The sequence below is a fragment of the Flagellimonas aurea genome (assembly GCF_017313785.1).
Classification (GTDB): domain Bacteria; phylum Bacteroidota; class Bacteroidia; order Flavobacteriales; family Flavobacteriaceae; genus Flagellimonas; species Flagellimonas aurea.
Genome location: NZ_JAFLNL010000002.1, coordinates 31,305 through 56,008, shown reverse-complemented (window position 1 = coordinate 56,008; position 24,704 = coordinate 31,305). Strand labels below are relative to the sequence as shown.

26 protein-coding genes are annotated in these 24,704 nt (G+C 41.3%); 12 read left to right on the top strand and 14 right to left on the bottom strand.

Annotation, left to right across the window (positions count from 1 at the left end; genetic code table 11):
* The first annotated feature begins 2 nt into the window (after nucleotides 1-2).
* Complete coding sequence (hisIE, locus tag J0656_RS03640; RefSeq protein ID WP_207031633.1) at nucleotides 3-599, top strand: bifunctional phosphoribosyl-AMP cyclohydrolase/phosphoribosyl-ATP diphosphatase HisIE; 597 nt, start codon at nucleotides 3-5, stop codon at nucleotides 597-599.
* Nucleotides 600-612: 13 nt separating this feature from the next.
* On the opposite strand, the gene J0656_RS03635 is transcribed toward hisIE, so the two are convergent.
* The 6 genes from J0656_RS03635 to J0656_RS03610 all read right to left on the bottom strand — a co-directional run bounded on the left by J0656_RS03635 (nucleotide 613) and on the right by J0656_RS03610 (nucleotide 4,401).
* Entirely contained in the window at nucleotides 613-1,332 is a 720-nt protein-coding gene (locus J0656_RS03635; protein WP_207031632.1) for a head GIN domain-containing protein, read from the bottom strand.
* Between the two features lie 43 nt (nucleotides 1,333-1,375).
* Nucleotides 1,376-1,522, bottom strand: coding sequence for a hypothetical protein (locus J0656_RS03630; protein WP_207031631.1), 147 nt, complete (start codon nucleotides 1,520-1,522; stop codon nucleotides 1,376-1,378).
* Nucleotides 1,522-2,187, bottom strand: a complete 666-nt coding sequence (locus J0656_RS03625) for a hypothetical protein (protein ID WP_207031629.1) — start codon at nucleotides 2,185-2,187, stop codon at nucleotides 1,522-1,524. Before J0656_RS03625 ends, J0656_RS03630 begins: the two co-directional genes overlap by 1 nt.
* A gap of 63 nt (nucleotides 2,188-2,250) precedes the next feature.
* Nucleotides 2,251-3,306, bottom strand: a complete 1,056-nt coding sequence (locus J0656_RS03620) for a hypothetical protein (protein ID WP_207031628.1) — start codon at nucleotides 3,304-3,306, stop codon at nucleotides 2,251-2,253.
* A gap of 13 nt (nucleotides 3,307-3,319) precedes the next feature.
* On the bottom strand, nucleotides 3,320-3,862 hold the full coding sequence (locus tag J0656_RS03615) for a hypothetical protein (protein WP_207031626.1): 543 nt from the start codon (nucleotides 3,860-3,862) through the stop codon (nucleotides 3,320-3,322).
* Nucleotides 3,862-4,401, bottom strand: coding sequence for an RNA polymerase sigma factor (locus tag J0656_RS03610; protein ID WP_108246070.1), 540 nt, complete (start codon nucleotides 4,399-4,401; stop codon nucleotides 3,862-3,864). Before J0656_RS03610 ends, J0656_RS03615 begins: the two co-directional genes overlap by 1 nt.
* A 163-nt stretch (nucleotides 4,402-4,564) precedes the next feature.
* Here J0656_RS03610 and J0656_RS03605 point away from each other — a divergent pair, with 163 nt between their 5' ends.
* The 4 genes from J0656_RS03605 to J0656_RS03590 all read left to right on the top strand — a co-directional run bounded on the left by J0656_RS03605 (nucleotide 4,565) and on the right by J0656_RS03590 (nucleotide 10,581).
* Nucleotides 4,565-6,970 (top strand): TonB-dependent receptor, encoded by a 2,406-nt coding sequence (locus tag J0656_RS03605; RefSeq protein ID WP_237688838.1) that lies wholly within the window; start codon nucleotides 4,565-4,567, stop codon nucleotides 6,968-6,970.
* A 3-nt stretch (nucleotides 6,971-6,973) separates the two neighbouring features.
* On the top strand, nucleotides 6,974-7,822 hold the full coding sequence (locus tag J0656_RS03600) for a DUF4249 domain-containing protein (protein WP_207031624.1): 849 nt from the start codon (nucleotides 6,974-6,976) through the stop codon (nucleotides 7,820-7,822).
* A 117-nt stretch (nucleotides 7,823-7,939) separates the two neighbouring features.
* On the top strand, nucleotides 7,940-9,103 hold the full coding sequence (locus tag J0656_RS03595) for a vWA domain-containing protein (protein ID WP_207031622.1): 1,164 nt from the start codon (nucleotides 7,940-7,942) through the stop codon (nucleotides 9,101-9,103).
* Nucleotides 9,104-9,111: 8 nt separating this feature from the next.
* Nucleotides 9,112-10,581 (top strand): magnesium chelatase, encoded by a 1,470-nt coding sequence (locus tag J0656_RS03590; protein ID WP_207031621.1) that lies wholly within the window; start codon nucleotides 9,112-9,114, stop codon nucleotides 10,579-10,581.
* A 1-nt stretch (nucleotide 10,582) separates the two neighbouring features.
* Here the strand turns inward: J0656_RS03590 and J0656_RS20090 are convergent, their stop codons facing one another.
* The 3 genes from J0656_RS20090 to epsC form a co-directional block, all read right to left on the bottom strand.
* Nucleotides 10,583-10,843 (bottom strand): hypothetical protein, encoded by a 261-nt coding sequence (locus tag J0656_RS20090; protein ID WP_237688837.1) that lies wholly within the window; start codon nucleotides 10,841-10,843, stop codon nucleotides 10,583-10,585.
* A gap of 374 nt (nucleotides 10,844-11,217) precedes the next feature.
* Nucleotides 11,218-12,102: a cysteine synthase CysM gene (gene cysM, locus J0656_RS03580; RefSeq protein ID WP_207031619.1), complete on the bottom strand. Its 885-nt coding sequence runs from the start codon at nucleotides 12,100-12,102 to the stop codon at nucleotides 11,218-11,220.
* Nucleotides 12,095-12,886, bottom strand: a complete 792-nt coding sequence (gene epsC, locus J0656_RS03575) for a serine O-acetyltransferase EpsC (RefSeq protein WP_207031618.1) — start codon at nucleotides 12,884-12,886, stop codon at nucleotides 12,095-12,097. The genes cysM and epsC overlap by 8 nt, the downstream gene beginning before the upstream one ends.
* Nucleotides 12,887-12,978: 92 nt before the next feature.
* Here epsC and J0656_RS03570 point away from each other — a divergent pair, with 92 nt between their 5' ends.
* On the top strand, nucleotides 12,979-13,662 hold the full coding sequence (locus J0656_RS03570) for a DUF2461 domain-containing protein (protein WP_207031617.1): 684 nt from the start codon (nucleotides 12,979-12,981) through the stop codon (nucleotides 13,660-13,662).
* Here J0656_RS03570 and J0656_RS03565 read toward each other — a convergent pair.
* Nucleotides 13,648-14,061, bottom strand: a complete 414-nt coding sequence (locus J0656_RS03565) for a glyoxalase (protein WP_207031616.1) — start codon at nucleotides 14,059-14,061, stop codon at nucleotides 13,648-13,650. The two genes, J0656_RS03570 and J0656_RS03565, sit on opposite strands and share 15 nt — an antisense overlap.
* A 314-nt stretch (nucleotides 14,062-14,375) precedes the next feature.
* Here J0656_RS03565 and J0656_RS03560 point away from each other — a divergent pair, with 314 nt between their 5' ends.
* Together J0656_RS03560 and J0656_RS03555 are read left to right on the top strand one after the other, a co-directional pair.
* The gene (locus tag J0656_RS03560; protein WP_207031615.1) at nucleotides 14,376-15,275 is read left to right on the top strand and encodes a DUF72 domain-containing protein; all 900 of its coding nucleotides are present in this window, start codon (nucleotides 14,376-14,378) and stop codon (nucleotides 15,273-15,275) included.
* 170 nt (nucleotides 15,276-15,445) lie between these two features.
* A complete protein-coding gene (locus tag J0656_RS03555; RefSeq protein ID WP_176619984.1) occupies nucleotides 15,446-15,865 on the top strand; it encodes an acyl-CoA thioesterase in 420 nt (139 codons plus the stop codon).
* Here J0656_RS03555 and J0656_RS03550 read toward each other — a convergent pair.
* Nucleotides 15,862-17,148, bottom strand: coding sequence for a dipeptidase (locus J0656_RS03550; RefSeq protein ID WP_207031614.1), 1,287 nt, complete (start codon nucleotides 17,146-17,148; stop codon nucleotides 15,862-15,864). The genes J0656_RS03555 and J0656_RS03550 overlap by 4 nt on opposite strands.
* A 127-nt stretch (nucleotides 17,149-17,275) precedes the next feature.
* Here J0656_RS03550 and J0656_RS03545 point away from each other — a divergent pair, with 127 nt between their 5' ends.
* Entirely contained in the window at nucleotides 17,276-18,055 is a 780-nt protein-coding gene (locus tag J0656_RS03545) for a hypothetical protein (RefSeq protein ID WP_207031613.1), read from the top strand.
* Nucleotides 18,056-18,067: 12 nt separating this feature from the next.
* Nucleotides 18,068-18,421 carry a hypothetical protein gene (locus J0656_RS03540; protein ID WP_207031611.1) on the top strand — a complete coding sequence of 118 codons (354 nt, stop codon included), beginning with the start codon at nucleotides 18,068-18,070 and terminating at the stop codon, nucleotides 18,419-18,421.
* A gap of 415 nt (nucleotides 18,422-18,836) precedes the next feature.
* Here J0656_RS03540 and J0656_RS03535 read toward each other — a convergent pair whose 3' ends face one another.
* The gene (locus J0656_RS03535; protein WP_100818963.1) at nucleotides 18,837-19,700 is read right to left on the bottom strand and encodes a sigma-70 family RNA polymerase sigma factor; all 864 of its coding nucleotides are present in this window, start codon (nucleotides 19,698-19,700) and stop codon (nucleotides 18,837-18,839) included.
* A gap of 240 nt (nucleotides 19,701-19,940) precedes the next feature.
* Here J0656_RS03535 and J0656_RS03530 point away from each other — a divergent pair, with 240 nt between their 5' ends.
* Both J0656_RS03530 and J0656_RS03525 read left to right on the top strand, forming a co-directional pair.
* Nucleotides 19,941-21,452: a DEAD/DEAH box helicase gene (locus tag J0656_RS03530; protein ID WP_207031609.1), complete on the top strand. Its 1,512-nt coding sequence runs from the start codon at nucleotides 19,941-19,943 to the stop codon at nucleotides 21,450-21,452.
* A 62-nt stretch (nucleotides 21,453-21,514) separates the two neighbouring features.
* The gene (locus tag J0656_RS03525; RefSeq protein ID WP_207031607.1) at nucleotides 21,515-22,756 is read left to right on the top strand and encodes a glycosyltransferase; all 1,242 of its coding nucleotides are present in this window, start codon (nucleotides 21,515-21,517) and stop codon (nucleotides 22,754-22,756) included.
* On the opposite strand, the gene J0656_RS03520 is transcribed toward J0656_RS03525, so the two are convergent.
* Together J0656_RS03520 and J0656_RS03515 are read right to left on the bottom strand one after the other, a co-directional pair.
* Complete coding sequence (locus tag J0656_RS03520; protein ID WP_207031605.1) at nucleotides 22,753-23,793, bottom strand: agmatine deiminase family protein; 1,041 nt, start codon at nucleotides 23,791-23,793, stop codon at nucleotides 22,753-22,755. The two genes, J0656_RS03525 and J0656_RS03520, sit on opposite strands and share 4 nt — an antisense overlap.
* A gap of 1 nt (nucleotide 23,794) precedes the next feature.
* Nucleotides 23,795-24,682, bottom strand: a complete 888-nt coding sequence (locus tag J0656_RS03515) for a carbon-nitrogen hydrolase (protein WP_207031604.1) — start codon at nucleotides 24,680-24,682, stop codon at nucleotides 23,795-23,797.
* Nucleotides 24,683-24,704: the final 22 nt, after the last annotated feature.

Here is a 24,704-nt window from a genome sequence, read left to right as displayed (position 1 = left end):
CAATGCAAATAGACTTCAATAAAAATTCAGACGGACTTGTACCAGCTATAATTCAAGATGCAACCACCAAAAATGTGTTGATGTTGGGCTATATGAACCAAGAAGCGTTTGAAAAAACCAAAAAAAATCAAAAAGTCACTTTTTTCAGCCGTTCCAAGCAGCGGTTATGGACCAAAGGTGAGGAAAGTGGCAATTTTTTAAATCTTGTGGATATGCAAGTGGATTGCGACAATGATACGCTTTTGGTGAAAGTAAACCCCGTTGGACCAACCTGTCACAAGGGAACCGATACGTGCTGGGCCGAGGAAAATGTTCAAGGATATGGTTTTTTATCCACCTTGGAAAACATCATTGAATCCAGAAAGAACGACCAAGAGAATGCTGATAGTTATGTGGCTTCCCTGTTCCGAAAGGGCATCAACAAAGTTGCCCAAAAAGTAGGTGAGGAGGCTGTGGAAACAGTCATCGAAGCCAAAGATGATAACGATGATCTTTTCTTGAACGAAAGTGCCGACCTGCTGTTCCATTATTTGATATTATTGAAGGCAAAGAACTTTGACCTCAATGCTGTGGTCAATATTCTAGAGCAGAGACATTGACCACATGAGGTATTCAATCCTTTTTTATAATACTGGAGGAGCCAGAAAGTTCACTTTCCTGTATCGTCGCGTCTCCCTTATAGTTTAATACACTGGCACCTGAAGCTTTTATGGAAATACTTTCATTTACAGAAAGAAAGGCCGTGCTCGCCCCATACAGGTTTATGTCCAGATTGGAAATATTAAGATCATAATCCAACAGGTCGCTGCTCCCTGAAATCTCCGCTTCCAAGGATGAGATACTACCAAAAAGATCAACGGAAGAGGCTCCTTCGAGATTCATTTGTAATCGATCAGCGAGCAATTCCCCCTTAAAATCAGAGGCCCCCGAGATTGTAATCTTTCCATCCTGTACTTCCCATTGATTTTCCAAAATCAACCTGCTCGCACCATCAATATTGAACTTGGAAAGGTTTTTGGTGGTGATGTATGCGTTCATCACAGCCTTACCATTTACCGAAGTGCGATCTTTTAATCGGATAATCAATTCGTCACCGTCTTTTTTGACGACAATTTTTTCGTGCAGATTGTTGTTGGCCGCAATTCGGATTTCTTCTTCAGATTCGGAAAAAAGTACATAAACATGGAATGCATCGGAAACCCTAAGTCCATTATAATCATTTATGTCATATTTGATAGAGGTCACTTCGCCTTCGGCGTAAATCTTCTCATAATCACAGGAAGAAAAGATAAACAGTACGGAAAGCAGTATAAAACTGATTTGTGTTTTCATTTGTTTTGATTTTTGATTGATGTAATAATGTGTGCAAGAAATGCTAAGGGTTGAAAAGTGGAACAGGCACCCATTGAAATGGAATAACGGCCCATGCTCTATTTCCATATTGGGCGAATACTTGCTCGTTTTTTGTGTAGACCCGTAGTGTTTTTATCGGATGGTGAAGACGGTTGCTGTAATTTTCCATTAGTTCAACTGCTTTTTGTAGCGGTTACGCCCCATATTGAACACTCCTAATTTCACCCCAATACCACCAGAAAAACCATTGAGACGGTCCACTGGGCTTTGCGGCAATTCTATTTTGCTGGACATTCTATATCGGAAACCAGCCTCCAATTGCACGAATCTGGAAATATTGAACAATACATTCATTCCTGGCTCAAGCACAAATACGGCGTCTATATCGTCATCGTTAAGATCAACGTTCTCATCGTTCACCACGGCATTATGATCCACGTAGCCTACACCGCCGCCGCCTATCAACACTGGAAAGGAAAGACTTACTCTTTTTTTGCCAAACAATATGGGCTCCAAATGAATTCCTCCATATATGGCCACAATATCATCGTCGTTATTGGTTCTTGGATTAAAGATATTCTGTCGGGAATAAAGCACATTGCCCATAAAACCCACTTCAAACTGTCTGTTGGCCACATAGGCCACTTTTAGTCCGCCGATGTAAGTATCCTCTCCCTCGATTTCACCAAAGTAGGTAGATAAACCCAGGTAGACCCCGTGCACCACATTTTTACGGTCGTTAAAGGTGATGTATTCGTTATCATCGTTCTGGGCGAACCCCATAGTGCACATGAGCAAAAAGAGTAATAAAGTTGTTGTTTTTTGATTGTTCATTTTAATTGGATTTATGATTGATTTTGTTTTAAGGACAAGGCATTTGTTAAAAGGTTGCATTTCTTAATCGTTTATGGTCACAATTCCTTTTTCGCCTTGTATGGAAATCTTTCCTTTTCTCTCCTTGCCATAAGTGGCATCTATTTTTCGGAGCCTACGGCCCTTGTCCAACATTTCGGAACCTACATTCTCAAATGATTTTGGCAAGCGGACCACACCTTGTTCCAAGGTTGCCGTGAAGTCATGAGGAAAATGGTCAATATTCAAAGTGATATCCGCGGATTCCTGTTGTATGGATATATCAGCCGACGGATCTATAATATTGTACACCTGAAAATCGGTAATCTTCATTGTAGCATCTATATCGCCTGCCAATCGTTCTATTTTAAACGTGGTGAATTCCAGGTTACCAAACAGGGATCCTGCTTCGTTAATGGAAATATTGTCCTTGTTGGAATACACCTCCAACGAATTGACCGAATTGATATGGACTTCCGAACCATCACTTTTTAATCGTAGGTTTTTTGAATTTTCCATGTTCAATTCCCCTATTTTCAAATCAAGGTCTGCATAGTTCAAATCCTTTGCTCGGATTTTACCATACTTCAAAATAATATCCGCCTTGTTCAAATTCTCCCCGATCCATAAATCACCATGCTCGATCAAGGTATTTAGTATACCCGTACAGTTTTCAATGACCACATCCCCAAAACGATTGGTAATCCTAAGGCCTGCCTTTTTGGGAAGATAGACCTCATAATCTATCTGAACATGACTGCGGTCAAAGTCAATGGGATTGGCACGATTCAATATATCGGCCAACCACCCCGTATTTTTATTGGAGATTTCAGAAACAATGGAAATATAGCTGTTGCTCGCCTTGATATTTGGGCTGATACGTCCCAACATGTCCTTGGCGTTCTCTTTTTTACGATGGTTCACGGTAACAGAAATGTTTACCTGAACTTTGTTCTGTTCCCAACCTTTAAGTGTTACGTTACCATATTTATTTTCTATTTGAAACTCTCCCGAATTCGTGAACGGGAAGCTTTTTTCAATGGTTTTATGAACCTTTTCCTGTGCCATGGCACAATTCACTGAAATCAGTAAAAATGCCATCCCTAGGATCGTTTTATAATGTGTATCCATAATCATCTTCATCCAATTTTTTAGATTCGTTTATCTGGTGCAACAAATTCTCAATGAGTTCAATGCGCTTTTTGTAATTGCTTACTATAGCTTCCAGCACTTGCTCATTGTCAAGGTTTTTCTGCATCTCTTTTTTGAGTACTTCATATTCAGCATCAAGTTCATCCATAAAGGATAGGAATTCCGCTTTGTTCTCTTCTGAAAGATTCTGATTGTTCCTTACCAATTGCACTTGGTAGGAGACCAGGTCTTTGTAATACATGTCTATTTCCATCAGTTCCTTGGAAGCATATTGTGTTTTGTTGGCATTATTGTTCAAGACCGCCAGTCCAAAAAACGAAGCCACACCCAGTAGTAATAGCACTGAGGCAGCCACACGAAAAAGAGGCCTTTTCCATAGTGGGATAACCTTGGATGGCTCTTGATTCAGTTCTTCTGAAATCTTCGCCCACATTTTGTCCTTGTCCGCCCTTCGCTCGTTGAATTGGGCTGCATGGTCCCTAATATGTTTTTCAAAATTATCCATTACAGTTCATTGATGATTTCCAATAATTTTTTCTTTGCTCTGTGGTACTGGGATTTTGAAGTACTTGTAGAAATACCCAAAATCTCCCCAATTTCCACATGGTCGTACCCTTCAATCAAATATAGATTGATGATTTCCCTGTATCCATCGGGTAACAGGGCAATGCCCTTCTTTACTTTGTTCAAATCCGTTGCCTCTGCCTCTATGGGCTCTTCATCCGTTAGATGGAACTCATGTGCCTCCATGGGAACCACAGGTATACGCTTAGCCTTTAGGTGGTTAATGCTCTTATTGATGACAATTCGCTTCAGCCATGCACCAAAACTACTTTCGTACTTAAAGTTGTTTAGGTTTTTAAAGGCATCCACAAAACTGTCCTGTACTATATCCTCTGCATCTTCCGCATTGCCCAAAAAGCGGAACCCCACATTGTACATGGCATCCACATAGCGGGAATACAGCTCGTATTGTGAGTTGCTATTGCCTGCTTTGCACTGCTCTACTATGGCCTTATGCGTAAAACGGATTTCGGTTTCCAATGGTTTAGGTTGATGCCTTATCTGTAGCTAAAGACAAAAGAAAAAAGAAAGGGTTGCACTATGAAGGAAAAAACTTTTAAAAAATTTTATACATGCAACCCTTCCTTTTTTGTCCTGTCTATGATGTTGAAAATTTAGTGTACAACCATCAAAACATCAAAAAATGAACAGTAAGTCACAATTAAACCCAATAAGCAAATGTACCGTTTGGTTATTGTGGTCTTTATTTTTGGGCTGTATGTCTGCCATAGGGCAGACCAGCCACACCATTAGCGGTACCATTACCGACAAAAGCAATGGGGAGACCTTGTTCGGTGCCTCTGTATTCTTGAGCGGGACCACCATTGGCGGGGTCACCAATGAATACGGATTTTACTCCGTTACCGCTCCCGAAGGAAAATATGTATTGAGCATTTCATACATGGGCTATAATGAGGTCAACATTGAGATTGATTTGAATCATGACATGGTACACGATGTGGAAATTTCAGAATTCTCGACCGCATTGGAGGAAGTGGTCGTAATGGCAGACGAGCCAGAACGGGCCATATTGCGAAAACCTGAAATGAGCGTGGTAAAGATGAACATAGGCACCGTGAAACAAATGCCCGTGGTATTAGGGGAACTGGATGTATTGAAATCCCTTCAAATGTTGCCAGGGGTCACCAATAATGGAGAAGGTACGGGTGGATTTCATGTGAGGGGCGGTGCACAGGACCAGAACCTCGTGCTCTTGGATGAGGCCATTATATACAACACTTCGCACATGTTCAGGTTCTTCTCTGTATTCAATGCGGATGCCATCAAGGATGTAAAACTCTACAAAGGCGGTATTCCTGCTAGCTTTGGTGGCAGGGTATCTTCCGTACTGGATATTCGACAGAAGGATGGAAACAGTAAAAATTTTGAACTGAACGGAGGAATCGGGGTCATTTCGAGTAGGTTAACGGCAGAAGGCCCTGTATTTGGAGACAAAGGATCCTTTTTAATTGCTGGCCGCCGTTCCTATGTAGATCTGTTGCTCAAAGCCGCAGGCGATGAAAATAGTGTAAGTTTTTATGACCTGAACCTAAAGACCAATTATAGCATCAATCGTAACAACAAGCTTTTCTTGAGCGGTTATTTTGGTCGTGATGCCTTTAAATTGGGCAGCAGTTTTGACAGTAGTTATGGAAATTCCACAGGAAATCTACGTTGGAACCACATTTTTAACGACAGGTTGTTTTCCAATCTTTCGGCCATTTTAAGCCGATATGACTACGATCTGGAGTTTGCACAGGATGAATTTGAATGGCTGTCGTCCATCACCAACTACAACCTCAAATACGACTTTAAGTATTATTTGAGTGACGCCTTTAAATTGGATTTTGGTGCCAATGGTATTTATTATGATTTCAACCCTGGAGAAGTAAACCCTACTGCCGAAACATCGCCCGTAAATCCATTAAAGTTAGATCAGAAAAAAGCCTTGGAAAGCGGATTGTATGTCAGTGCGGAACATAAACTAAGCCCCAAGCTTACAGCACAGTATGGCTTGCGTTACAGTGCATTCTCACGGTTTGGAGGGCAGCCCATCAGCACTTATGCAAACAATCGGCCCGTAGTGTACAATCCTGAACTGGGCATTTATGAGCGGGGTGAAGCAACGGGGGAGACCAATTTTGACAAAGGTGATGTTATTGAAACTTTCGGCAATATTGAACCTAGGGTTTCATTGGCTTACCTGCTCAACGAGGAATCATCCATAAAAGCAGGATATTCACGTACCGCCCAATACATTCATTTGTTGTCCAACACTTCATCCGTAACCCCTTTGGATGTGTGGACACCCAGTGGACCTTTCATAAAACCACAGTTGTCCAATCAGTATGCTTTGGGATACTTTCACAACTTTAAGGACATGGTGTATTCGCTCGAAGTAGAGACCTACTACAAAACCGTTGATAACCGAATCGATTACATAGACGGTTCCGATCTGATTGGTCAAAATACCATTGAGACCGAAATTTTGAACGGCGAAATGCGGGCCTATGGATTGGAACTCCTGCTTAGAAAGAACGAGGGTGATTTTACGGGATGGATTGCCTACACCCTTTCCAAGTCGGAGCAACGAACCTTGGGAGGAACGGCTGGAGGGCCAGGAATCAATAATGGAAATTGGTATAATGCCTCTTTTGATAGAACACATGACATCTCCTTATCGGGAGCGTACCAATTGAACGACCAATGGAGCTTTGGGACCAATCTGGTTTTTCAAACGGGTAGACCTGTAACTTATCCCAATGGGCAATATGTGTACGAGGATTTGTCCATAGCAAGCTATGCCCCCCGAAATTCGGACCGTTTACCAGCCTACCATCGGATGGATGTTTCCATCAATTACAAACCCAGAAAATATCAGAATAAACGGTTTAAGGGCGAATGGGTGTTCAGTGTCTATAATCTGTACAGTAGAAAAAATGCCGCTTCTATCTCCTTTGGGCAAAATTTGGAAACTGGGGCCAACGAAGCTACCCGAACAGCCATTTTTGGTATAGTACCCTCATTGACCTACAACTTTAAATTTTAAATCATGAAAACATTGAAAAAAATCATATTGGCGATTACCGTTATCATTTTTGCCGCCTGTGAGGACGTCGTGGATGTGGAAGTCCAGGAAGGACCAAAACGATTGGTGGTAGAAGCATCCCTGGATTGGGAAAAGGGAACGGACGGAAATGTACAGACCATCCGATTGAGAGAATCCACTCCGTTTTTTAATACCAATGCCAACACAGAGGTAACAGGTGCCTCCGTTGTGGTGACCAATGATGACAATGGAGCAACCTATAATTTTGAAGATCAGGGCAACGGAGAATACCTGACCACGAATTTTGAACCCGTTCTAGGGCAGACCTATTCCCTGAGAATTGAATATAATGGCGAGGTATATACCGCAAAGGAGACCATGACCCCTGTGACGGATATCACCAATGTTTTTCAGGACCGTAAAGATGGTTTTGATGATGAAGTATTGGAAGTACATGTGGTATTTACCGATCCAGAGGAAGAAGGGAACCATTATCTTTTCAAATTTCAACGAGATGGTGATTTGTTGCCTGATTTGGAAGAAGGGAAAGATGAATTCTTGAATGGCAACGAGATTGATTGGTGGTACGAAATTGAGGAGGACGATAATACTGAAATAGAACCCTTTAAACCTGGCGATGTAGTGAACATAGGAATGTACGGAATTTCCAAGTCCTATTATGATTATATCAAGATACTCATCTCCCAATTGGGCGGTGTTGGTCTTTTTGAGTCGACACCAGTGGATGTGAAAGGCAACTGTATCAATACTACAAATCCTGAAAACTATGCCTTTGGGTATTTCAGGTTATCACAGGTGGTAAAAACGAGTTACACTTTTGTCGAAGACTAGTTTAAGTTGGTTGGATGCCAAGCGTCGGGTTTCTAGGGCTCGGCGCTTTTTTGGTTTATAGCGTTAAGTTTTTTCTAAAGCCGTAGCCATTACAGCGAAATACCGTAAATTTATGTGATGGCTATGAATACAAGAAAAGGGTTTCGTTTTACCAATTACGAGGCACCCGACCAAACTCCGTTCGAAAAACTCTTTGAGATTTTTCAAGAACTAGTAACCCACACTTCGGGTGATGTAGAGGAGGCTCTGGACTGGCTCCGTGAATTGGACAAAGAATACGGACTTACCGACGACGATTACACAATTGATGATTTTATCGAAGACCTCAAGTCCAAAGGATACATCCGTGAGGAATTTGACATGGATGGCCCTCAGGGCGGCGAAGGTGAAGAAGGCGATGAGAATGGAGGGGGCGGAAGTCTTTCCGTAACAGCCAAGCTCGAGCGAATGCTGCGCCAACGGGCCTTGGACCAGATTTTCGGAAAAATCAAACGTAGTGGTTCTGGTAACCACAAAACAGGGAAATCAGGCAAGGGCGACGAGCACACTGGTGAGTTCCGTGAATACCGATTTGGGGATTCGTTGGAGCATATCAGTATGACGGAAAGTCTAAAAAACGCACAAGTCAACCACGGATTGGATAACTTTTCGTTGAGCGAAGAGGATTTGGTGGTGGAAGATACCATGCACAAAGCCCAGATGAGCACGGTGTTGATGATCGACATCAGCCATAGTATGATTTTGTACGGTGAGGACAGAATCACACCCGCCAAAAAAGTGGCAATGGCACTTGCTGAACTCATTACGACCCGTTATCCAAAGGATACCTTGGACATTTTGGTGTTCGGAAACGATGCCTGGCCTATTCCGATTAAGGATTTACCTTATCTACGTGTGGGGCCTTATCACACCAATACCGTTGCGGGATTGCAACTCGCCATGGACATGCTCCGCAGAAAGCGGAATACCAACAAGCAGATTTTTATGATCACCGACGGAAAACCTTCATGTTTACGGCTTCCGAATGGTGATTATTACAAAAATAGCGTAGGACTGGACGAGTATATTGTTGAAAAATGCTACGCAATGGCACAACAGGCCCGAAAACTTCATATCCCTATAACCACCTTTATGATTGCAGAGGACCCTTATCTGATGCAGTTTGTGCGCGAATTTACCAAGGCAAACAAAGGAAAAGCCTTCTACACGGGTCTAAAAGGTTTGGGCGAAATGATTTTTGAAGATTACGAACAGAACAGAAAAAGAAGAATAAAAGGATAACGCAACATATGAAATTGGATCACACCAACATTACAACGCTGGGCGAACTTAAATCAGCTGGCTATACAAGTAAAAGCATCAAAGACGAACTCAGGGAAAACCTTTTGGAAAAAATATCGAAGGGAGAACAGGTGTTCGAAGGTGTTTGGGGTTATGAAAACTCAGTAATTCCAGAATTGGAAAGAGCCATTTTATCCCGACACAACATCAATTTATTAGGATTGAGAGGGCAAGCAAAAACACGTTTGGCCCGTTTGATGGTACAACTGCTTGATGAATGGATGCCCATTGTGGAAGGTTCTGAAATTCACGATGACCCACTGAATCCTATTTCCAGATACGCCACCGAGCTGATCAAGGAAAAAGGGGACGACACTCCTGTGAGTTGGATACACCGAAGCGAGCGTTTCTATGAAAAATTGGCCACGCCAGATGTTACGGTAGCGGATTTGATAGGAGATGTGGACCCCATTAAAGCGGCCAATCTTAAACTGTCATATGCAGATGACCGTGTGATTCATTTTGGAATGATACCGCGGGCCAACCGTTGTATTTTTGTGATAAACGAACTTCCCGATCTTCAAGCAAGGATTCAGGTAGCCTTGTTTAATATTCTGCAAGAAGGGGATATACAAATTCGTGGGTTCAAGCTTCGTTTGCACTTGGACATTCAGTTTGTGTTTACCGCAAACCCTGAAGATTACACCAATAGGGGAAGCATTGTAACACCATTGAAGGATAGGATAGGTTCTCAAATTTTGACCCATTATCCTGAGAGTATCGAGATTGCAAAGAAAATCACCAAGCAAGAAGCACGGCTCGATAAGCGCCAATCCGATTTCGTCCAAGTACCCGAAATCGCGATGGATTTGTTGGAACAGATCAGTTTTGAGGCCAGAAAAAGTGAGTATGTAGACGCCAAGAGCGGGGTAAGTGCCCGTATGAGTATCACTGCTTTCGAAAATTTATTGAGCACTGCGGAACGTAGGGCCATAGTTGCAGGCGATAAAAAGACTACTGTCCGTTTAAGTGATTTTATGGGTGTGGTGCCATCCATCACAGGAAAAATAGAGTTGGTTTACGAAGGAGAGCAGGAGGGAGCAGGCTCTGTTGCCGAAAATTTGATAGAAGATGCCGTTAAATCTTTGTTCCCTATTTATTTTCCAAAAATCGAAAAGCTTCAGCGCAAAGAGGAAGAAAATGAATACGATGAATTGGTCAGCTGGTTTTTTGAGGGGGAGGGTTTTGACCTTCTGGACGATGAAAAAGAAGCCGATTACAAATCCAAACTCGACGCTATTGGCCCATTGAACAATCTAATGAAAGAATATCAGCCAGAAATTCCGAAAGAAGAGTCATATTTCTTGAAAGAATTAGTGCTTTGGGGCTTGGTTGCCCATAAAAAATTGAGCAAGCACCGCTTTCAGCAAGGGTATCAGTTTAAAGATCTGTACGGTAGTTATATCCGAGGACTATAAACTATTGCCAAATATTTAGGTTGTCGTTATAGTTTTCAAAATTGTAGACTCCAACATAACGTTTTCTCAGCCAAAAGGTATACAGCGTTAGAATCGGCAAAATGCTGAAGAGTACTACGGATAATGTTGCCATTGGTTTAAAGGTTGCAGGTATCACGTGTTCTCCATACGTTTTAATGGAATTGAGAACGGTAATGCTGTCGTAAATTTTGAAAACGTAAACAATCATGATGGCGTAGAGCACATATTCAATGTTGCGCATTTTGGGGTCGGGTAGTTCATCCTCGGAAATTTTGAACCAAACTACGTATAAGTATAAAAAATGAACCGAACTCAAAATAGGGAATATATAATTGTCGGGTTTTAAAAAGTAGAATTGATTCGTATAAACCCCGTAAAAGCTTAACACTATCAAAGTTAACAAGACAGCTATGCTGGCTAGTATGTTTCGTTTCCAAGTGATTATTTTTGACAGTGCATCCATACTATGTTGATATTTAAGGACTTTGACAGTACAAAGAACGGAGATTCAGAACTCCTATTTCAAAGAAATCGACAATCGGCAAACAATGTTGGATAATCCGAAAAATCCGACATCAAAGTATAAAAAATCAACATGAAATTTCTTGTAGAAATCTAATCGAAAAGGTCGGAGGATAGATAACGATCGCCCCGGTCACAAACAATGGATACAATGGTACCGCTCTCCAAGGTTTCGGCCAAGCGAAGTGCGACGGTTGCAGCGCCACCGCTGCTCATTCCGGAAAATATACCCTCTTCTTTGGCAAGGCGCTTTGCCATTTCGGTAGCTTCTTGCTCGCTAACCTCCATTACGGTATCCACTTTGTCAGGATTAAAAATTTTGGGAAGATATTCCTTTGGCCATTTACGTATACCGGGGATTTTGGAATCATCCGTAGGCTGCACGCCCACAATCTGTACATTTGGATTCTGTTCCTTTAAATAGGTGGAAGTGCCCATGATAGTTCCCGTGGTCCCCATGCTGGATACAAAATGAGTGATCTCACCATTCGTATCTCTCCAGATTTCTGGTCCTGTAGTTTTGTAGTGGGCCTTCCAGTTATCATCATTGGAGAACTGGTTCAACATTTGGAACCCTTCTTTTTTGACTTTGTCCTCAGCATAGTCCCTGGCACCCTCAATACCTACATCGGCAGGGGTCAAGGTAACCTTAGCACCATAGGCTTTCATGGTCTGTACCCTTTCTTTTGTAGAGTTTTCGGGCATTACCAATTCAATATCAAGCCCAAAGATTCCTGCAATCATGGCCAAACCAATACCAGTGTTTCCGCTAGTGGCCTCGATCAATTTGGTTTCCTTGGTAAAATCACCACGTTCCAGCCCGCTTTTTATCATATTGTATGCTGGGCGGTCCTTTACACTACCACCAGGGTTGTTTCCCTCTAGCTTAAACAGGATTTTTACATTTGGATTGGTGTTCAAAACTTTGGATTCAACCAAAGGTGTGTTTCCGATAAGATCTAGTATGCTGTTAGACATTTGGGGTTGTCTTTATTTTAATTTCTGGTTTGTGATAAACAGTGGAGTTGGGGGGCACAGAGGACGTGATCCATGCATTACCTCCGATTACGGAGTTGGCACCTACAACGGTATCGCCTCCTAAAATAGTGGCATTGGCATAAATGGTCACATTGTTTTCTATGGTGGGATGCCGCTTTGTTTTCTGCAAGTTCTTGGCGACATACAGGGCACCTAAGGTCACCCCTTGATAAATTTTTACGTTGTCATGGATTACAGCAGTTTCACCGATAACTACACCGGTGGCATGATCAATAAAGAAGGACTTGCCAATTTTGGCCCCTGGGTTAATGTCCACACCGGTCTGTCTATGAGCGTATTCGGTCATCATCCGAGGAATTAAGGGCACACCCTCTTCATAGAGTTCATGCGCCAACCTATAAATGGCAATGGCGTAAAAACCAGGATAGGCCATATAAATTTCCTGCATGGAGAGGGATGCCGGATCACAATTCAATATGGCCTCTGCGTCTAAATTTAGATTCTCCAGAATCTGTGGCAGATGGGCCACATAATTGCCCCAAAGTTCTTCATTGGGCTTCTCCAAATCCCAACAAGCCATATCCATTAGCTGATTGAATTTATTCTCCAATAGCTCCAAGTTTACGGCAACTGGGGTGTTGGCATCAAATAGGGTATAAAAAAGAGTATCGGTAAAGTCCTCCGTTTCCTGCTTCAATCTAAAGTCAAGATAGGGCAGTTTTTTGTGCCTGTTAAGTTCGGCTATGATTTTTTCCTTGTCCATGCTGCGCTATATTGTCTTAAAATTATAGAAATCCTTACCATACCCACCCATAAAAGAGTAACTTTAGTTTAAAAATAACATATTATCGTTATATGGTGCGTGATATTACAATTTCCCAAGAAGTCTTTGATTTTTTGACAGAACTCCAAAACAACAACAATAGAGAGTGGTTCGAGGCCCATAAACCCACATTCAAGAACCACCAGGCCAAGGTCAAGTCCTTTTTTGAAGCCGTAAAGGACAACTTGAACCACCATGATGAGATTGAGAAGATGAAGATGTTCCGTATTTATCGCGATGTCCGTTTTTCCAATGATAAAACTCCATATAAAAGCCATTTAGCAGGATCCTTTTCTAGACTTGGCGCCCATTTACGGGGAGGATATTATATTCATTTAAAACCTGGAGGGTCATTGCTGGCCACCGGATTTTGGAACCCGAACAAGGGTGATCTTTTTCGTATTCGAAAAGAACTGGAAATGGATGCCTCCGAATTCCGGAATGTCATCAATAAGAAAGAATTGAAAACCATTTGGGGAGAACTCAGCGGAGATGAAGTCAAAACCGCACCAAAAGGATTCGACAAAGAACACCCGGATATTGATTTGATCAAGAAAAAACAGTTTGTTTTTGTGCGTAACCTTACGGACAAAGAGGTTTTATCACCTTCCTTTTTGGAAGAAGTGGACAGGTCCTACAGGGCCATACGGCCATATTTTGACATGATGAGCGATATCCTTACTACGAACTTGAACGGAGAATCAATTCTGGAATAAGGCTTCTTCCTCCAACAGCTGTATTTGGTCCTTTAACCGTTCCACCACCATATTCATCATTCGCTTATTGAGAGCCGAAGAGTTGGTAATGTAATCGCGGTACTCTTCTACGGTGAATTGACCGATGATCATTCCTTTTAAAGAGTTTCTGAATTTGATGTCCTTTTGGATTGCCCTTTCTATATACTCCATCTTTTTCTCCAGAGAAAGTCCGTAAAAAGCTCCCTTATGCTTGTTGGCATAATTTTTAAAAGCCTCTACCAACAAATCATTTTGGAGTTTGATCACAGGACGAAGGGTCTTGTTCTGAAAATGCTCATCAAAACCCATTTGGTTGTTAAAATGTGACGCTGAAATTGTGGGACGAATGTCCAATCTACGGTCGGATTGTGAGTCCATGGCTGTGATTTTTACTAAAATTACAGAATGATGCACTGCACATTTTTAATTGTGACAATAGTTGTCAACTAGGTTATGAACAACTGTATCTATTGTAAGCTGGGTAAAACTTTAAAACAACTTGGATACCCAATACATTATAAGGCATATCAAACAGATTGAAAATTCGGTCAGAACCCAATATCTGAATAGTTTAGGTATTCTAGAAGGTCTGGGAAAATGTTTCAATACTGAATATAACGAAAAAACAGATAAAATGTATTAAATCGTTTTACGGACCAAAAGCCTTATTTTTATCTCAAATTGAATTCAAAATGAAATTCGGAAAAGTAGACCACCCAGAACATATTGATTTCACCATTCCATCCGACCATCCCGATACTCCGGTGGTTCTATCCAAAACCAAAACTGGTGCTGAGACCAAAATATATGTGGGCTGCGCAAAATGGAACCGGCAAGATTTGAAGAATTTTTATCCAAGGGGTACAAAGGATGAATTGGAATACTACTCGTCCCAATTTAATTGTATTGAGCTCAATGCTACGTTTTATCGAATCTTTCCGGCGGAACAGTATGAAAAGTGGCGGGACAAGACACCAGAAGGTTTTAAGTTTTTTCCAAAAATGACCAACGAAGTAAGCCATCTTCGTCGCATGAACGACAAAGTTTATGAAATCGCCGATAGGTATTTGGAAGTAACCTCCTTACTAGGCGACAAGCTAGGGACCATCTTTTTGCAGATGCACAACAATTTTGGTCCCAAAAATTGGGACAGGGTAGTGCGCTTTGTGGAATATTGGCCGAAGGAATTCCCCTTGGCCATGGAGTTTCGACATACGGATTGGTTCAATGATGATAAGGTGGCACAGGAGCTTTATCACCTACTTGAAGAGAACAATATCTCCAACGTTTTGGTAGATACCGCTGGCAGGAGGGACCTTATGCACATGCGATTGACCACGAATGAAGCCTTTATTAGATATGTTGGAGCGAACCATAAATCGGATTATCCCCGTTTGGATGATTGGATAGAACGTTTAAATTCTTGGAAATCCATAGGGTTGGAGCATATTCACTTTTTTGTGCATCAAAATCTTGAACTTGAGTCTCCTTTGTTATCCGCTTATTTTATTGAGCAACTAAATGCCAAAATGAATTGTAATTTGCATATACCCAAGACTACTTTACCTGCCCAAAAAGGTTTATTCGATTAAAATGGCACAAATTGATCAAGTTTAAAATCTTGGGCATTCAAAATTATTTACTCAATATTTACCCTCTACGAAATATTTCAAATTCGTAATTCGCATAAATTAAAGGTTTTATCAAGAAAATCTTCAAAGGATTCCGCTAACTTTGTACTTGAATTATAAAAGTTTCAATTATGCGATTTCATTCACGAAAATGGGTAAAGCCAGAAGATTTGAATGCCAATGGAACTCTTTTTGGAGGCAAGGTCCTAGCTTGGATAGACGAGGAGGCTGCATTGTACAGCATTATACAGCTTGAAAACAAAAAAATCGTAACCAAATATATGTCCGAAATCAATTTTATGAGCACCGCCCACGAGGGGGACATCATAGAAATTGGTATCGAAGTCATAAAATTCGGGGTCACCTCAATTTCGCTCAATTGTGAAGTTAGAAACAAGATGACCCACGAAAGTATTGTTACCGTGGACAATATTATTATGGTAAACTTAGACGAGAACGGTAATCCGAAAGCTCATGGTAAAACGAAAATAGAATACGTTAAGGACCGACTTGCCAAAAAAGAAAAAGAAGAGCAGAAAGCAACTTCTTAGTTCATTGTTTTGGCGACCGCTTGAACTTCATCCAATACCCTTAATAGATTTTCGCCCCATAATTTGGCAATTTCTTCTTCGGTATAGCCTCTTTTTACGAGTTCCAAGGTTACGTTGAAGGTTTCGGATGCATCCGACCATCCTTCAATACCGCCTCCGCCATCAAAATCGGAGCTGATGCCCACGTGGTCAATACCTATCAATTTCACCATATAGTCGATATGGTCCACAAAATCGGATACGTTCACCGCAGGTGGCACGTTGGGGTCGGTTCCGGCCAATTCTTCGGCGATATTTCTGATTTTTCCGTAATTGGCAAAGAACTCTTCGCGCTGTTCATCGGTCAACGAACCAAACTGGGAGCGATCGTACCAAACAAGACCCAAGGAATCTGCCACTTTTTTGTACACCTCAGCCATGTAGGCGGAACGTGCTTCATGTTTCTCGGTATTCAAGTAAGAACTAAAAGCTACGGTTTGTACGACACCTCCGTTTTCCTTCATCAACATTAATTGTTCATCGTCAAGATTACGGCTATGGCCACAAAGTGCTCTTGCCGATGAGTGCGATGCGATTATCGGAGCTTTGGTAAGCTCGATCATTTGTTTCATCGCTTCTTTTGATGGGTGGGAAACATCGATCATCATTCCAACACGGTTCATTTCTGCAACCGCTTCTTTGCCAAGGTCGCTCAAACCATTATGAAGCCAAACACTATCTTGTTCGCCTGTATTGGAATCGCTCAATTGGCTATGGCCATTGTGCGCCAAGGACATATATCGGGCGCCACGCTTTTGGTATTCTTCAATTTTAGAAAGGTCTTCGCCAATTGGGTAGGCATTTTCCACACCGATCATGGCCACCTTTTTGCCTGCGGCCACAATTCTTCTCACATCATCAGAGGTCAGGGCCAACTCAATCTCGTCAGGAGCAATTTCCTCACAGAGCTTGTGGATAGCCTCGAATTTTGAGATTGCATTTTCAGATGCTTTGGCATAACCCTCTGTTGTTAAGGTATCTTGACCTGTGTACACAACTAACCATGCCACATCGAGACCTCCCTCTTTCATTTTGGGTATGTTTACCTGTGTGTCCAAATTCTGGGTGTAGTTGATACTGTCCGTAAAGTTTTGGACATTGATATCGTCATGCGTATCAATGGTAATCACGGAATCGTGAATCCGTTGCGCTTTCTCTTCCAAGGTTTCTTCAGTCTTTTCTTGTTTTTTCTTCCCGCAAGAAATCAATAAGGTAATACTAAGGAATAGATAAAAATATTTCATGGTTGGTTTTTTACACATACAAATAACGCAATTTGACAACAATATCCGAATGCTACGGAACAATAAATTGTAATCCCTCAGTTTAATCGACATTTTTAATGTGATTAATAACCATTAACGCAAAAAATTGGGAACACGCGAATTGTTAACGTATCTGGAGAAGCTTGAAATAGGTTTGAGTTCTTTTTCTTATGAAGAATTGGGAGTAGTTGAGGCTGGAGAACTTAAAAAGACTTTTGAAATGTTCAAGTTTGGACTTGAAAGCAAAGTTTTTGGGATTTCCGAAATGAAGCAGCTCGAAGACCTATATAGAAATGTAGGCATCCAAGGTTCTGATAGTAAATCATTTACTGCCCCGAATGACAGCGAAATTTTGATGCTTATAAAGTCCTTGGAGGATACAATTCTTTCTGAACCACAAAAAAGTATTGTGGAAGAGATTAAGAAAAGGATACAGAACATACAAGAGAAGCCTCAAGATCAGAATAAAAATAGAGAACGTATGTCGACCGATTTTGAATTTATTGAGAAGAGCCTTCAAGCTGGTTTTTCTTCCCAAAAGATTGATCTCCAACCCGTTTTGGAGGATTGCATGGGGCAAATTGAACTATTGGAAGAGTTGGTGCGCATGTTCAAACAAAACATTTTTGAGTTTGTCGGAAGTGCCAAAGTCAATCTAATGAACGAAAATTATACAGAGCTCGAGCTTTCCTGTCAAAAAATAATGCCTTCGTTGCGTATGATGAAGACATCAGGGCTTTTGGAAGTGACCCAACAAATTTCAAGGTTGTGCAAAACGGATAGGGATAAAAAGCACCTTGACTTTTTGTACGATCAATTTCTTCAAGAGTATCCACGCATTCAAGAGCAAATAGATTTTGAAATGGAAATATTCCGCGCAATCTAATACACAATCAAAATGGAAACCAACCAACTGCCCGAATACCTTCAAAGCATATTTTATCCTTTGTTCCAGCATACGGAAGACTTGGAGTGCCAATTAATGTTATTGGATGAAATGTTGAAGGTAGGGGATAGGAAAGAGATTCCCTTCCTTTCTGAACTGGAATCCCATCACAATCCGAAAATCAGTAACAAGGCTTTTGCCGTTAAAAACGAACTGCAGTCAAAATTGGGCGTGTTGTCCGATGCGGAACGAAGAAGATTGCCCATGAACCTTTGTTTTATTTATGACGAGTTCAATATTAGGCCGAGCAAAATAGACAACGAACTTGATTTTGAAGTTGAACTCGACATTTTAAATATGAAATAAAAACATTTCACTTCATAATTTGATATGTTCACCACAATTTGTGAAAGCAACATAATGTTATGTGTGAAACTGCGTTATACCTAAAAACCCCCGAACCAAAACCAAAGATTACCATGTTATACGATACCTACGGAGAAGAGTACTTAGCCTTTTTACAAGAACTCAACGAAATTTTGACGGTAAACGAACTTGCCGAACTTGATTACCTATAGTTAGCCAACAACCCAAAACTTGTTACCATGAAAAACCCTAACAAAGAAAACGCCGCTTACTTGAATTTTATTCAAGATTTGAAAGACATGCTCACCGACTTTGATATTAGTCTTTTGAGCAAGCAATGATGTTTAAGTGTATATCATGGAAAAGGGGGTGTTTCAAAAAAACATCCCCTTTTTTATTTATTGACTGTCTTGACTTATCCAAGATAGGACTTCAAAATTTTACTTTTTGATGTATGCCGTAATTTTCGAATGGCCTTCTCCCGAATCTGGCGTACACGTTCCCTGGTCAAATCGAAAGTGCTTCCAATTTCCTCCAAGGTCATGGATGGTTGGTCACCTATACCGTAATACAGGCGTACCACATCGGCCTCTCTTGGCGACAATGTATCCAAAGCCCTGTTTATTTCTGTATTCAGAGACTGATGCATCAGCCCTTTGTCAGGTTTTGGGGAATCTCCGGCATTAAGAACATCGTATAGATTGGAAGTTTCACCTTCCTTTAATGGCGCATCCATAGATACATGTCTACCTGTATTTTTCAATGATTGCTTCACCTCGGAAACCGTCATGTCCAATTCTTTGGCAATCTCCTCTGGTGACGGCGGACGTTCATGGGCTTGCTCTAGATAGGAAAATGTCTTTTTTATTTTATTTATTGACCCGATTTTGTTCAATGGCAAACGTACAACACGGGACTGCTCCGCCAAAGCTTGTAGAATGGACTGGCGAATCCACCAAACAGCATAGGAAATAAATTTAAACCCGCGGGTTTCATCAAAACGTTTGGCTGCTTTTACCAATCCAACGTTTCCTTCGTTTATCAAATCCGGGAGCTTTAGCCCTTGGTTTTGGTACTGTTTTGCAACGGACACCACAAACCTTAGGTTTGCATTGGTCAATTTTTCCAAAGCAGCTTGGTCACCGGCCCTGATCTTCTGTGCTAGCTCAACTTCTTCCTGCGCGGTGATCAAATCGATTTTACTGATATCCTGCAAGTATTTGTCAAGTGATTTGGATTCCCGGTTCGTGACCTGTTTGATGATTTTTAGCTGCCTCATTCTTGTATCTGGTTTACTAATGTTATAAACTATCATTATACATTATAATATGCATTTTTCCAAGTCCAAAATGTTATTGTTATCAAAATGTTATGAGCAGATAAGCGATTCACAAAAAAAGGAGTGGTATTTTAATTGTTAATACAATTTTGATAGAAAAGCCAAGAAGGATTGGTCTCAAGCGCAAAAAACCCCTAATTTTGTAGGGTTTTTTATTTAACAATCCATAACGCATTCCCTTTGGAGGTAAACAAAAAAGTCAAGAAGAAAACATTATACGGTTATCAGGAAGAAGACCTGAACAAAATCTTCACCCAACTGGACGAGCTTCCGGAGGGTACCAATATTTTGTACCAACTACCAACAGGAGGCGGAAAAACAGTAGTATTTTCTGAGATCACCCGCAGGTTTATTGAGCAGACCGGAAAAAAGGTAATGGTACTTACACACCGGATAGAGCTTAGCAAACAAACTTCCAAAATGCTCAAGGGATTTGGAGTAGCCAACAAAGTCATCAACAGTGAGGTTAAAGAGCTTTATGATCAGGACGACTATATGTGCTTTGTTGCCATGGTGGAAACCTTGAACAACCGTTTACAGGAAGAAAAAGTCAAAATCAATAATATTGGCTTGGTCATTATCGATGAAGCCCACTACAATTCCTTTAGGAAACTCTTTAAATATTTTGATAAGTCCACCATTTTGGGCGTAACGGCAACCCCGTTGAGTTCCAACATCAAACTCCCGATGAAAGACAACTACAAGCATTTGATCATTGGGGAGTCCATACAATCGTTGATCGATAAAAATTTCTTGGCCAAGGCCAATCTTTACAATTACGATGTCAGCCTACGCACCTTAAAACTGGGCATTAATGGGGACTATACCGTAAAATCTTCCGATGAATTCTACAGTGCCCACAGTATGCTCGGCAAACTGCTTACAGCTTACGAAGAGATTGCGAAGGGTACAAAAACATTGATTTTCAACAACGGTATCAACACGTCCCTCTACGTTTACGAGACCTTTAAAAAGGCGGGCTATAATGTTAGGCACTTGGACAACAAAAACACGGCAACCGAACGAAAGGAAATTTTGGAGTGGTTCGCGGAAACTCCCGATGCCATATTGACCTCTGTTAGTATTCTCACCACTGGTTTTGATGAACCTACGGTCGAGAGCATTATTTTGAACAGGGCCACAAGGTCACTTACCCTGTATTTCCAAATGATCGGTAGAGGTTCTAGGGTTCTTCCGAACAAGAATGAGTTCAACGTAATCGATATGGGTAACAACATTGCCCGTTTTGGCCCATGGGATGCCCCGGTGGATTGGCAGGAAATTTTTCTTTTTCCTGACTTTTATTTGGAGAACATTAAAAATGATGAGGAAATCGAGCGTGATTTTGTTTATGAGATGCCAGATGAGCTCCGTGCCAAATTCAGTAACTCCGATAACATCACATTTGATGTAAAAGAGGAATACAAAAAGATTTTTGCGCAGGGAAAAAAATCAAAATTGGTCCTCGAAAAAAGTATTGAACAGCACGCTCAAATATGCGTTGAAAATAGTGAGGATGTATTCGATGCCCGTATTTTGGCCAAAGAGCTAAAAGATGAAATCCAGTACCGGGTCAAGCAATATTCCTATTGTATTATGAACAATACTAAAAACTATAAAGAGTGGTTGGAAGAGGATTATGAGCGTAAATTACGCTCCAGCATCTCTAAAATGTTCGCTGCCAAAATGTAAATCTGAATTTTTGGATTTGCACTTAGTGCTTTTACGCTTTACCTATGTATCTGTAATTTAACATGTCAAAAAAACTCCTTGTCATTGGGTCTGTATGGCCAGAGCCTAGCACTACTGCTGCGGGCTGCCGTATGCAACAATTATTGGGAGCATTTTTAAGATTTGGTTACAAAATCACCTTTGCGAGTACGGCAAGCAGAACAGAGTATAGTCTGGATTTGGAAAAAGTCGGAGTCGCCGAAGTCACCATTCAACTCAACCATTCCAGTTTTGATGATTTTATTAAAAAACTGTTGCCCACCATTGTCATTTTTGACCGCTTTATGATCGAAGAGCAATTTGGATGGCGAGTTGCTGAATTTGCCCCAAAAGCGTTGCGTATTCTCAATACAGAAGATTTACATGCTTTACGAAAGGCTAGGGAAGAAGCTTCTAGAAAACAAAGTCCCTTTGTGACCGATCATTGGAAAAACCATCCAATGACCCTGCGGGAAACAGCCAGTATCTATCGTTGTGACCTTAGCCTAATAATTTCCACTTATGAAATGGAAATTTTACAAAAAGAACTTCATATTCCATCGGAGTTGCTCATGCATTTACCTTTCATGGTTGATGTTTCGACCATATCCAAAGAAAAGTTTATCCCTTTTGATGATAGAAAAGGCTTCATAAGCATTGGTAACGGCAAGCATGCACCAAATGTTGATGCCATTAAAGTTCTAAAGCAAGAGATATGGCCTAGCATACGAAAAGAATTGCCCGATGCAGAGATTCACATTTATGGCGCGTACTTACCTCAACAAGTGAGTCAAATGCACCATCCAAAATCAGGATTTTATGTGAAAGGATGGACCGAAAATGTGGATGTCGTACTCAATAGCGCAAAAGTTCTATTGGCACCCTTACAGTTTGGAGCCGGTATAAAGGGGAAACTAATGGATGCCATGCGAACCGGAACACCCAGCGTAACTACCACGGTAGGTGCGGAAGGTATGCACAAAGACCTTCCCTGGAACGGCGCGATCACTAATAACTGGAAAGCGTTCGCCCAAATTTCCGTAAAACTTCATCAAAGCAAAGATTTGTGGGAGACAGCTCAAGAGCAAGGGCTTGAACTTCTTCAAACTATTTATAACAGAGCATTTTTACAAGACCGCCTGGAAGAGCGTGTGAACCAAATACGCAGAGCGTTGGAAACTCACCGTGAACAAAATTTCATTGGAAAGTTGCTGCAACATCAAACCATGATGAGCACCAAGTATATGGCAAAATGGATTGAGGCAAAGAATAAAAGTTGTACCTAAACGGGTATTTGCTGGCTTAGACAGTGCAAAGTTCCGAACCCCCATATTAAATCAATGGCATTTATTGGGATTACTTCTCTATCCTTAAATACCTCTGACAAGATATTTAAAGCTTCGCGATCACGGCTATCATTAAAGGTTGGCACCAAAACAGCTTTGTTCAAAATCAAGAAATTGGCATAGCTGGCTGGTAATTCCAGACCATCGAATTCCAAACGATGGGGCATTGGCAGCTCGATAATCTTTGGTGATTTTCCATTTTCCAATTTTGACCGTTTCAAACGCTTCAAATTTTCTTGTAACGGAGCATAGTTGGATGCTTTGGGGTCATTTTCGACCACGGTGACAATAGTGTCTTCATTTACAAATCGTGCTAAATCATCAATGTGTCCGTGTGTATCATCGCCTTTGATGCCGTCTTTCAACCATATGGTATGGGTAACCCCAAAATACTCCTTAAAAATGGCCTCATAATCTTCTTTGGTAAAGCCTTTGTTTCTTACCTGAACATTAGGGTCCAAAAGGCATTCTTCGGTAGTGATCAAGGTGCCCTTACCGTTCACATCGATGGCTCCGCCTTCCAAAACAATGGGCTTGCCTTTATACACTGCCCTTTCAACAGGAATATTTAAAAAATCCGAGACCTTTTTGGGCACGTGTTTATCCAGTTTGTAATTGGTATATTTTGCCCAACCATTAAAGTTAAAGTTGATGGCTTTCCGTTTCTTTCCATTTTTGACGATGATGGGGCCAGAATCCCTCATCCAACTCCGGTTGGTCTTGTGCACGATAAAGGAAACTTTCTCCATGTTAACGTGCGCCGTGCTCAACATACCATGCACTTTATCCCGAAGTTTTTCTGATGATACTACAAGAATCACCTTTTCAAATTGCGAAACTTTTTTGATGAATTCCACAAAGGCCCATTGAATGGCTCCGTACTTACCTGGCCAATCGTTACCATTATGAGGGAAACAAAGCAAAATACCCTCTTGCTTTTCCCATTCTGCTGGAAATACCCAATTTTCCTTCTCCATATTAGTCGATGGCGCGTTTGGTAATGGAACCGTACATATCTATACGCCTGTCCCTAAGGAACGGCCAATTTTGCCTTACATTTTCCTGAAGGTCCAGATCTACTTCGGCCATTAATATTTCTTCCTGATCATTGGATGCTTGCGCCAAAATCTCTCCCTGTGGTCCACAGATAAATGAAGACCCCCAAAACTCGATGCCATTAGTGTCTGGAAGATATTTTTCAAGCCCGATTCGGTTGGCGGCGGCCACATAGACCCCATTCGCAACGGCATGCCCTTTCATTACGTTCATCCAAGCACCGTGCTGTTTTTCACCAAATTCCTCTTTTTCCTGGGGATGCCAACCAATGGCAGTAGGGTAAAAGAGTACTTCCGCTCCTTGCAAAGCCGTTAACCTTGCTGCCTCCGGATACCACTGGTCCCAACAGATCAAGGTGCCGATATTTCCTTTTTTGGTAGGAATGTTCTTGAACCCGAGATCTCCTGGAGTAAAATAGAATTTTTCATAGAAATGTGGGTCGTCCGGAATATGCATTTTACGATATAATCCGGCCTCTGTTCCATCCGTATCAATTATGTACGCACTATTATGGTACACCCCGGCCATTCGCTTTTCAAAAAACGGAACAATTATGACCACGCCGAGTTCTTTTGCCAACGCACTGAACGCCTTGAAAGAAGTGCCATAAAGTGGTTCCGCTAACGCAAAGTTCTCCGTGTCCTCGCTCTGGCAAAAATAATGGCTGCTGTACAGCTCGGGCAACAAAATGACCTCGGCCCCTTTACTCGCTGCCTTTTTTACCCACTCGGTACATTTGACCAAATTGTTCGCCGGAGTATTGTTCAGGTTTAATTGTATTACTGATATGATGTACTTTTTCTTTGCCATGCTCTTCTGAAAAATTCTATTA

Excerpts from the sequence above, each read along its gene's own strand:
- hisIE (WP_207031633.1), top strand. The coding sequence starts at position 3 with ATGCAAATAGACTTCAATAAAAATTCAGACGGACTTGTACCAGCTATA.
- J0656_RS03635 (WP_207031632.1), bottom strand. The coding sequence starts at position 1,332 with ATGAAAACACAAATCAGTTTTATACTGCTTTCCGTACTGTTTATCTTT.
- J0656_RS03630 (WP_207031631.1), bottom strand. The coding sequence starts at position 1,522 with ATGGAAAATTACAGCAACCGTCTTCACCATCCGATAAAAACACTACGG.
- J0656_RS03625 (WP_207031629.1), bottom strand. The coding sequence starts at position 2,187 with ATGAACAATCAAAAAACAACAACTTTATTACTCTTTTTGCTCATGTGC.
- J0656_RS03620 (WP_207031628.1), bottom strand. The coding sequence starts at position 3,306 with ATGGCATTTTTACTGATTTCAGTGAATTGTGCCATGGCACAGGAAAAG.
- J0656_RS03615 (WP_207031626.1), bottom strand. The coding sequence starts at position 3,862 with ATGGATAATTTTGAAAAACATATTAGGGACCATGCAGCCCAATTCAAC.
- J0656_RS03605 (WP_237688838.1), top strand. The coding sequence starts at position 4,565 with ATGAACAGTAAGTCACAATTAAACCCAATAAGCAAATGTACCGTTTGG.
- J0656_RS03600 (WP_207031624.1), top strand. The coding sequence starts at position 6,974 with ATGAAAACATTGAAAAAAATCATATTGGCGATTACCGTTATCATTTTT.
- J0656_RS03595 (WP_207031622.1), top strand. The coding sequence starts at position 7,940 with ATGGCTATGAATACAAGAAAAGGGTTTCGTTTTACCAATTACGAGGCA.
- J0656_RS03590 (WP_207031621.1), top strand. The coding sequence starts at position 9,112 with ATGAAATTGGATCACACCAACATTACAACGCTGGGCGAACTTAAATCA.
- J0656_RS20090 (WP_237688837.1), bottom strand. The coding sequence starts at position 10,843 with ATGCGCAACATTGAATATGTGCTCTACGCCATCATGATTGTTTACGTT.
- cysM (WP_207031619.1), bottom strand. The coding sequence starts at position 12,102 with ATGTCTAACAGCATACTAGATCTTATCGGAAACACACCTTTGGTTGAA.
- epsC (WP_207031618.1), bottom strand. The coding sequence starts at position 12,886 with ATGGACAAGGAAAAAATCATAGCCGAACTTAACAGGCACAAAAAACTG.
- J0656_RS03570 (WP_207031617.1), top strand. The coding sequence starts at position 12,979 with ATGGTGCGTGATATTACAATTTCCCAAGAAGTCTTTGATTTTTTGACA.
- J0656_RS03565 (WP_207031616.1), bottom strand. The coding sequence starts at position 14,061 with ATGGACTCACAATCCGACCGTAGATTGGACATTCGTCCCACAATTTCA.
- J0656_RS03560 (WP_207031615.1), top strand. The coding sequence starts at position 14,376 with ATGAAATTCGGAAAAGTAGACCACCCAGAACATATTGATTTCACCATT.
- J0656_RS03555 (WP_176619984.1), top strand. The coding sequence starts at position 15,446 with ATGCGATTTCATTCACGAAAATGGGTAAAGCCAGAAGATTTGAATGCC.
- J0656_RS03550 (WP_207031614.1), bottom strand. The coding sequence starts at position 17,148 with ATGAAATATTTTTATCTATTCCTTAGTATTACCTTATTGATTTCTTGC.
- J0656_RS03540 (WP_207031611.1), top strand. The coding sequence starts at position 18,068 with ATGGAAACCAACCAACTGCCCGAATACCTTCAAAGCATATTTTATCCT.
- J0656_RS03535 (WP_100818963.1), bottom strand. The coding sequence starts at position 19,700 with ATGAGGCAGCTAAAAATCATCAAACAGGTCACGAACCGGGAATCCAAA.
- J0656_RS03525 (WP_207031607.1), top strand. The coding sequence starts at position 21,515 with ATGTCAAAAAAACTCCTTGTCATTGGGTCTGTATGGCCAGAGCCTAGC.
- J0656_RS03520 (WP_207031605.1), bottom strand. The coding sequence starts at position 23,793 with ATGGAGAAGGAAAATTGGGTATTTCCAGCAGAATGGGAAAAGCAAGAG.
- J0656_RS03515 (WP_207031604.1), bottom strand. The coding sequence starts at position 24,682 with ATGGCAAAGAAAAAGTACATCATATCAGTAATACAATTAAACCTGAAC.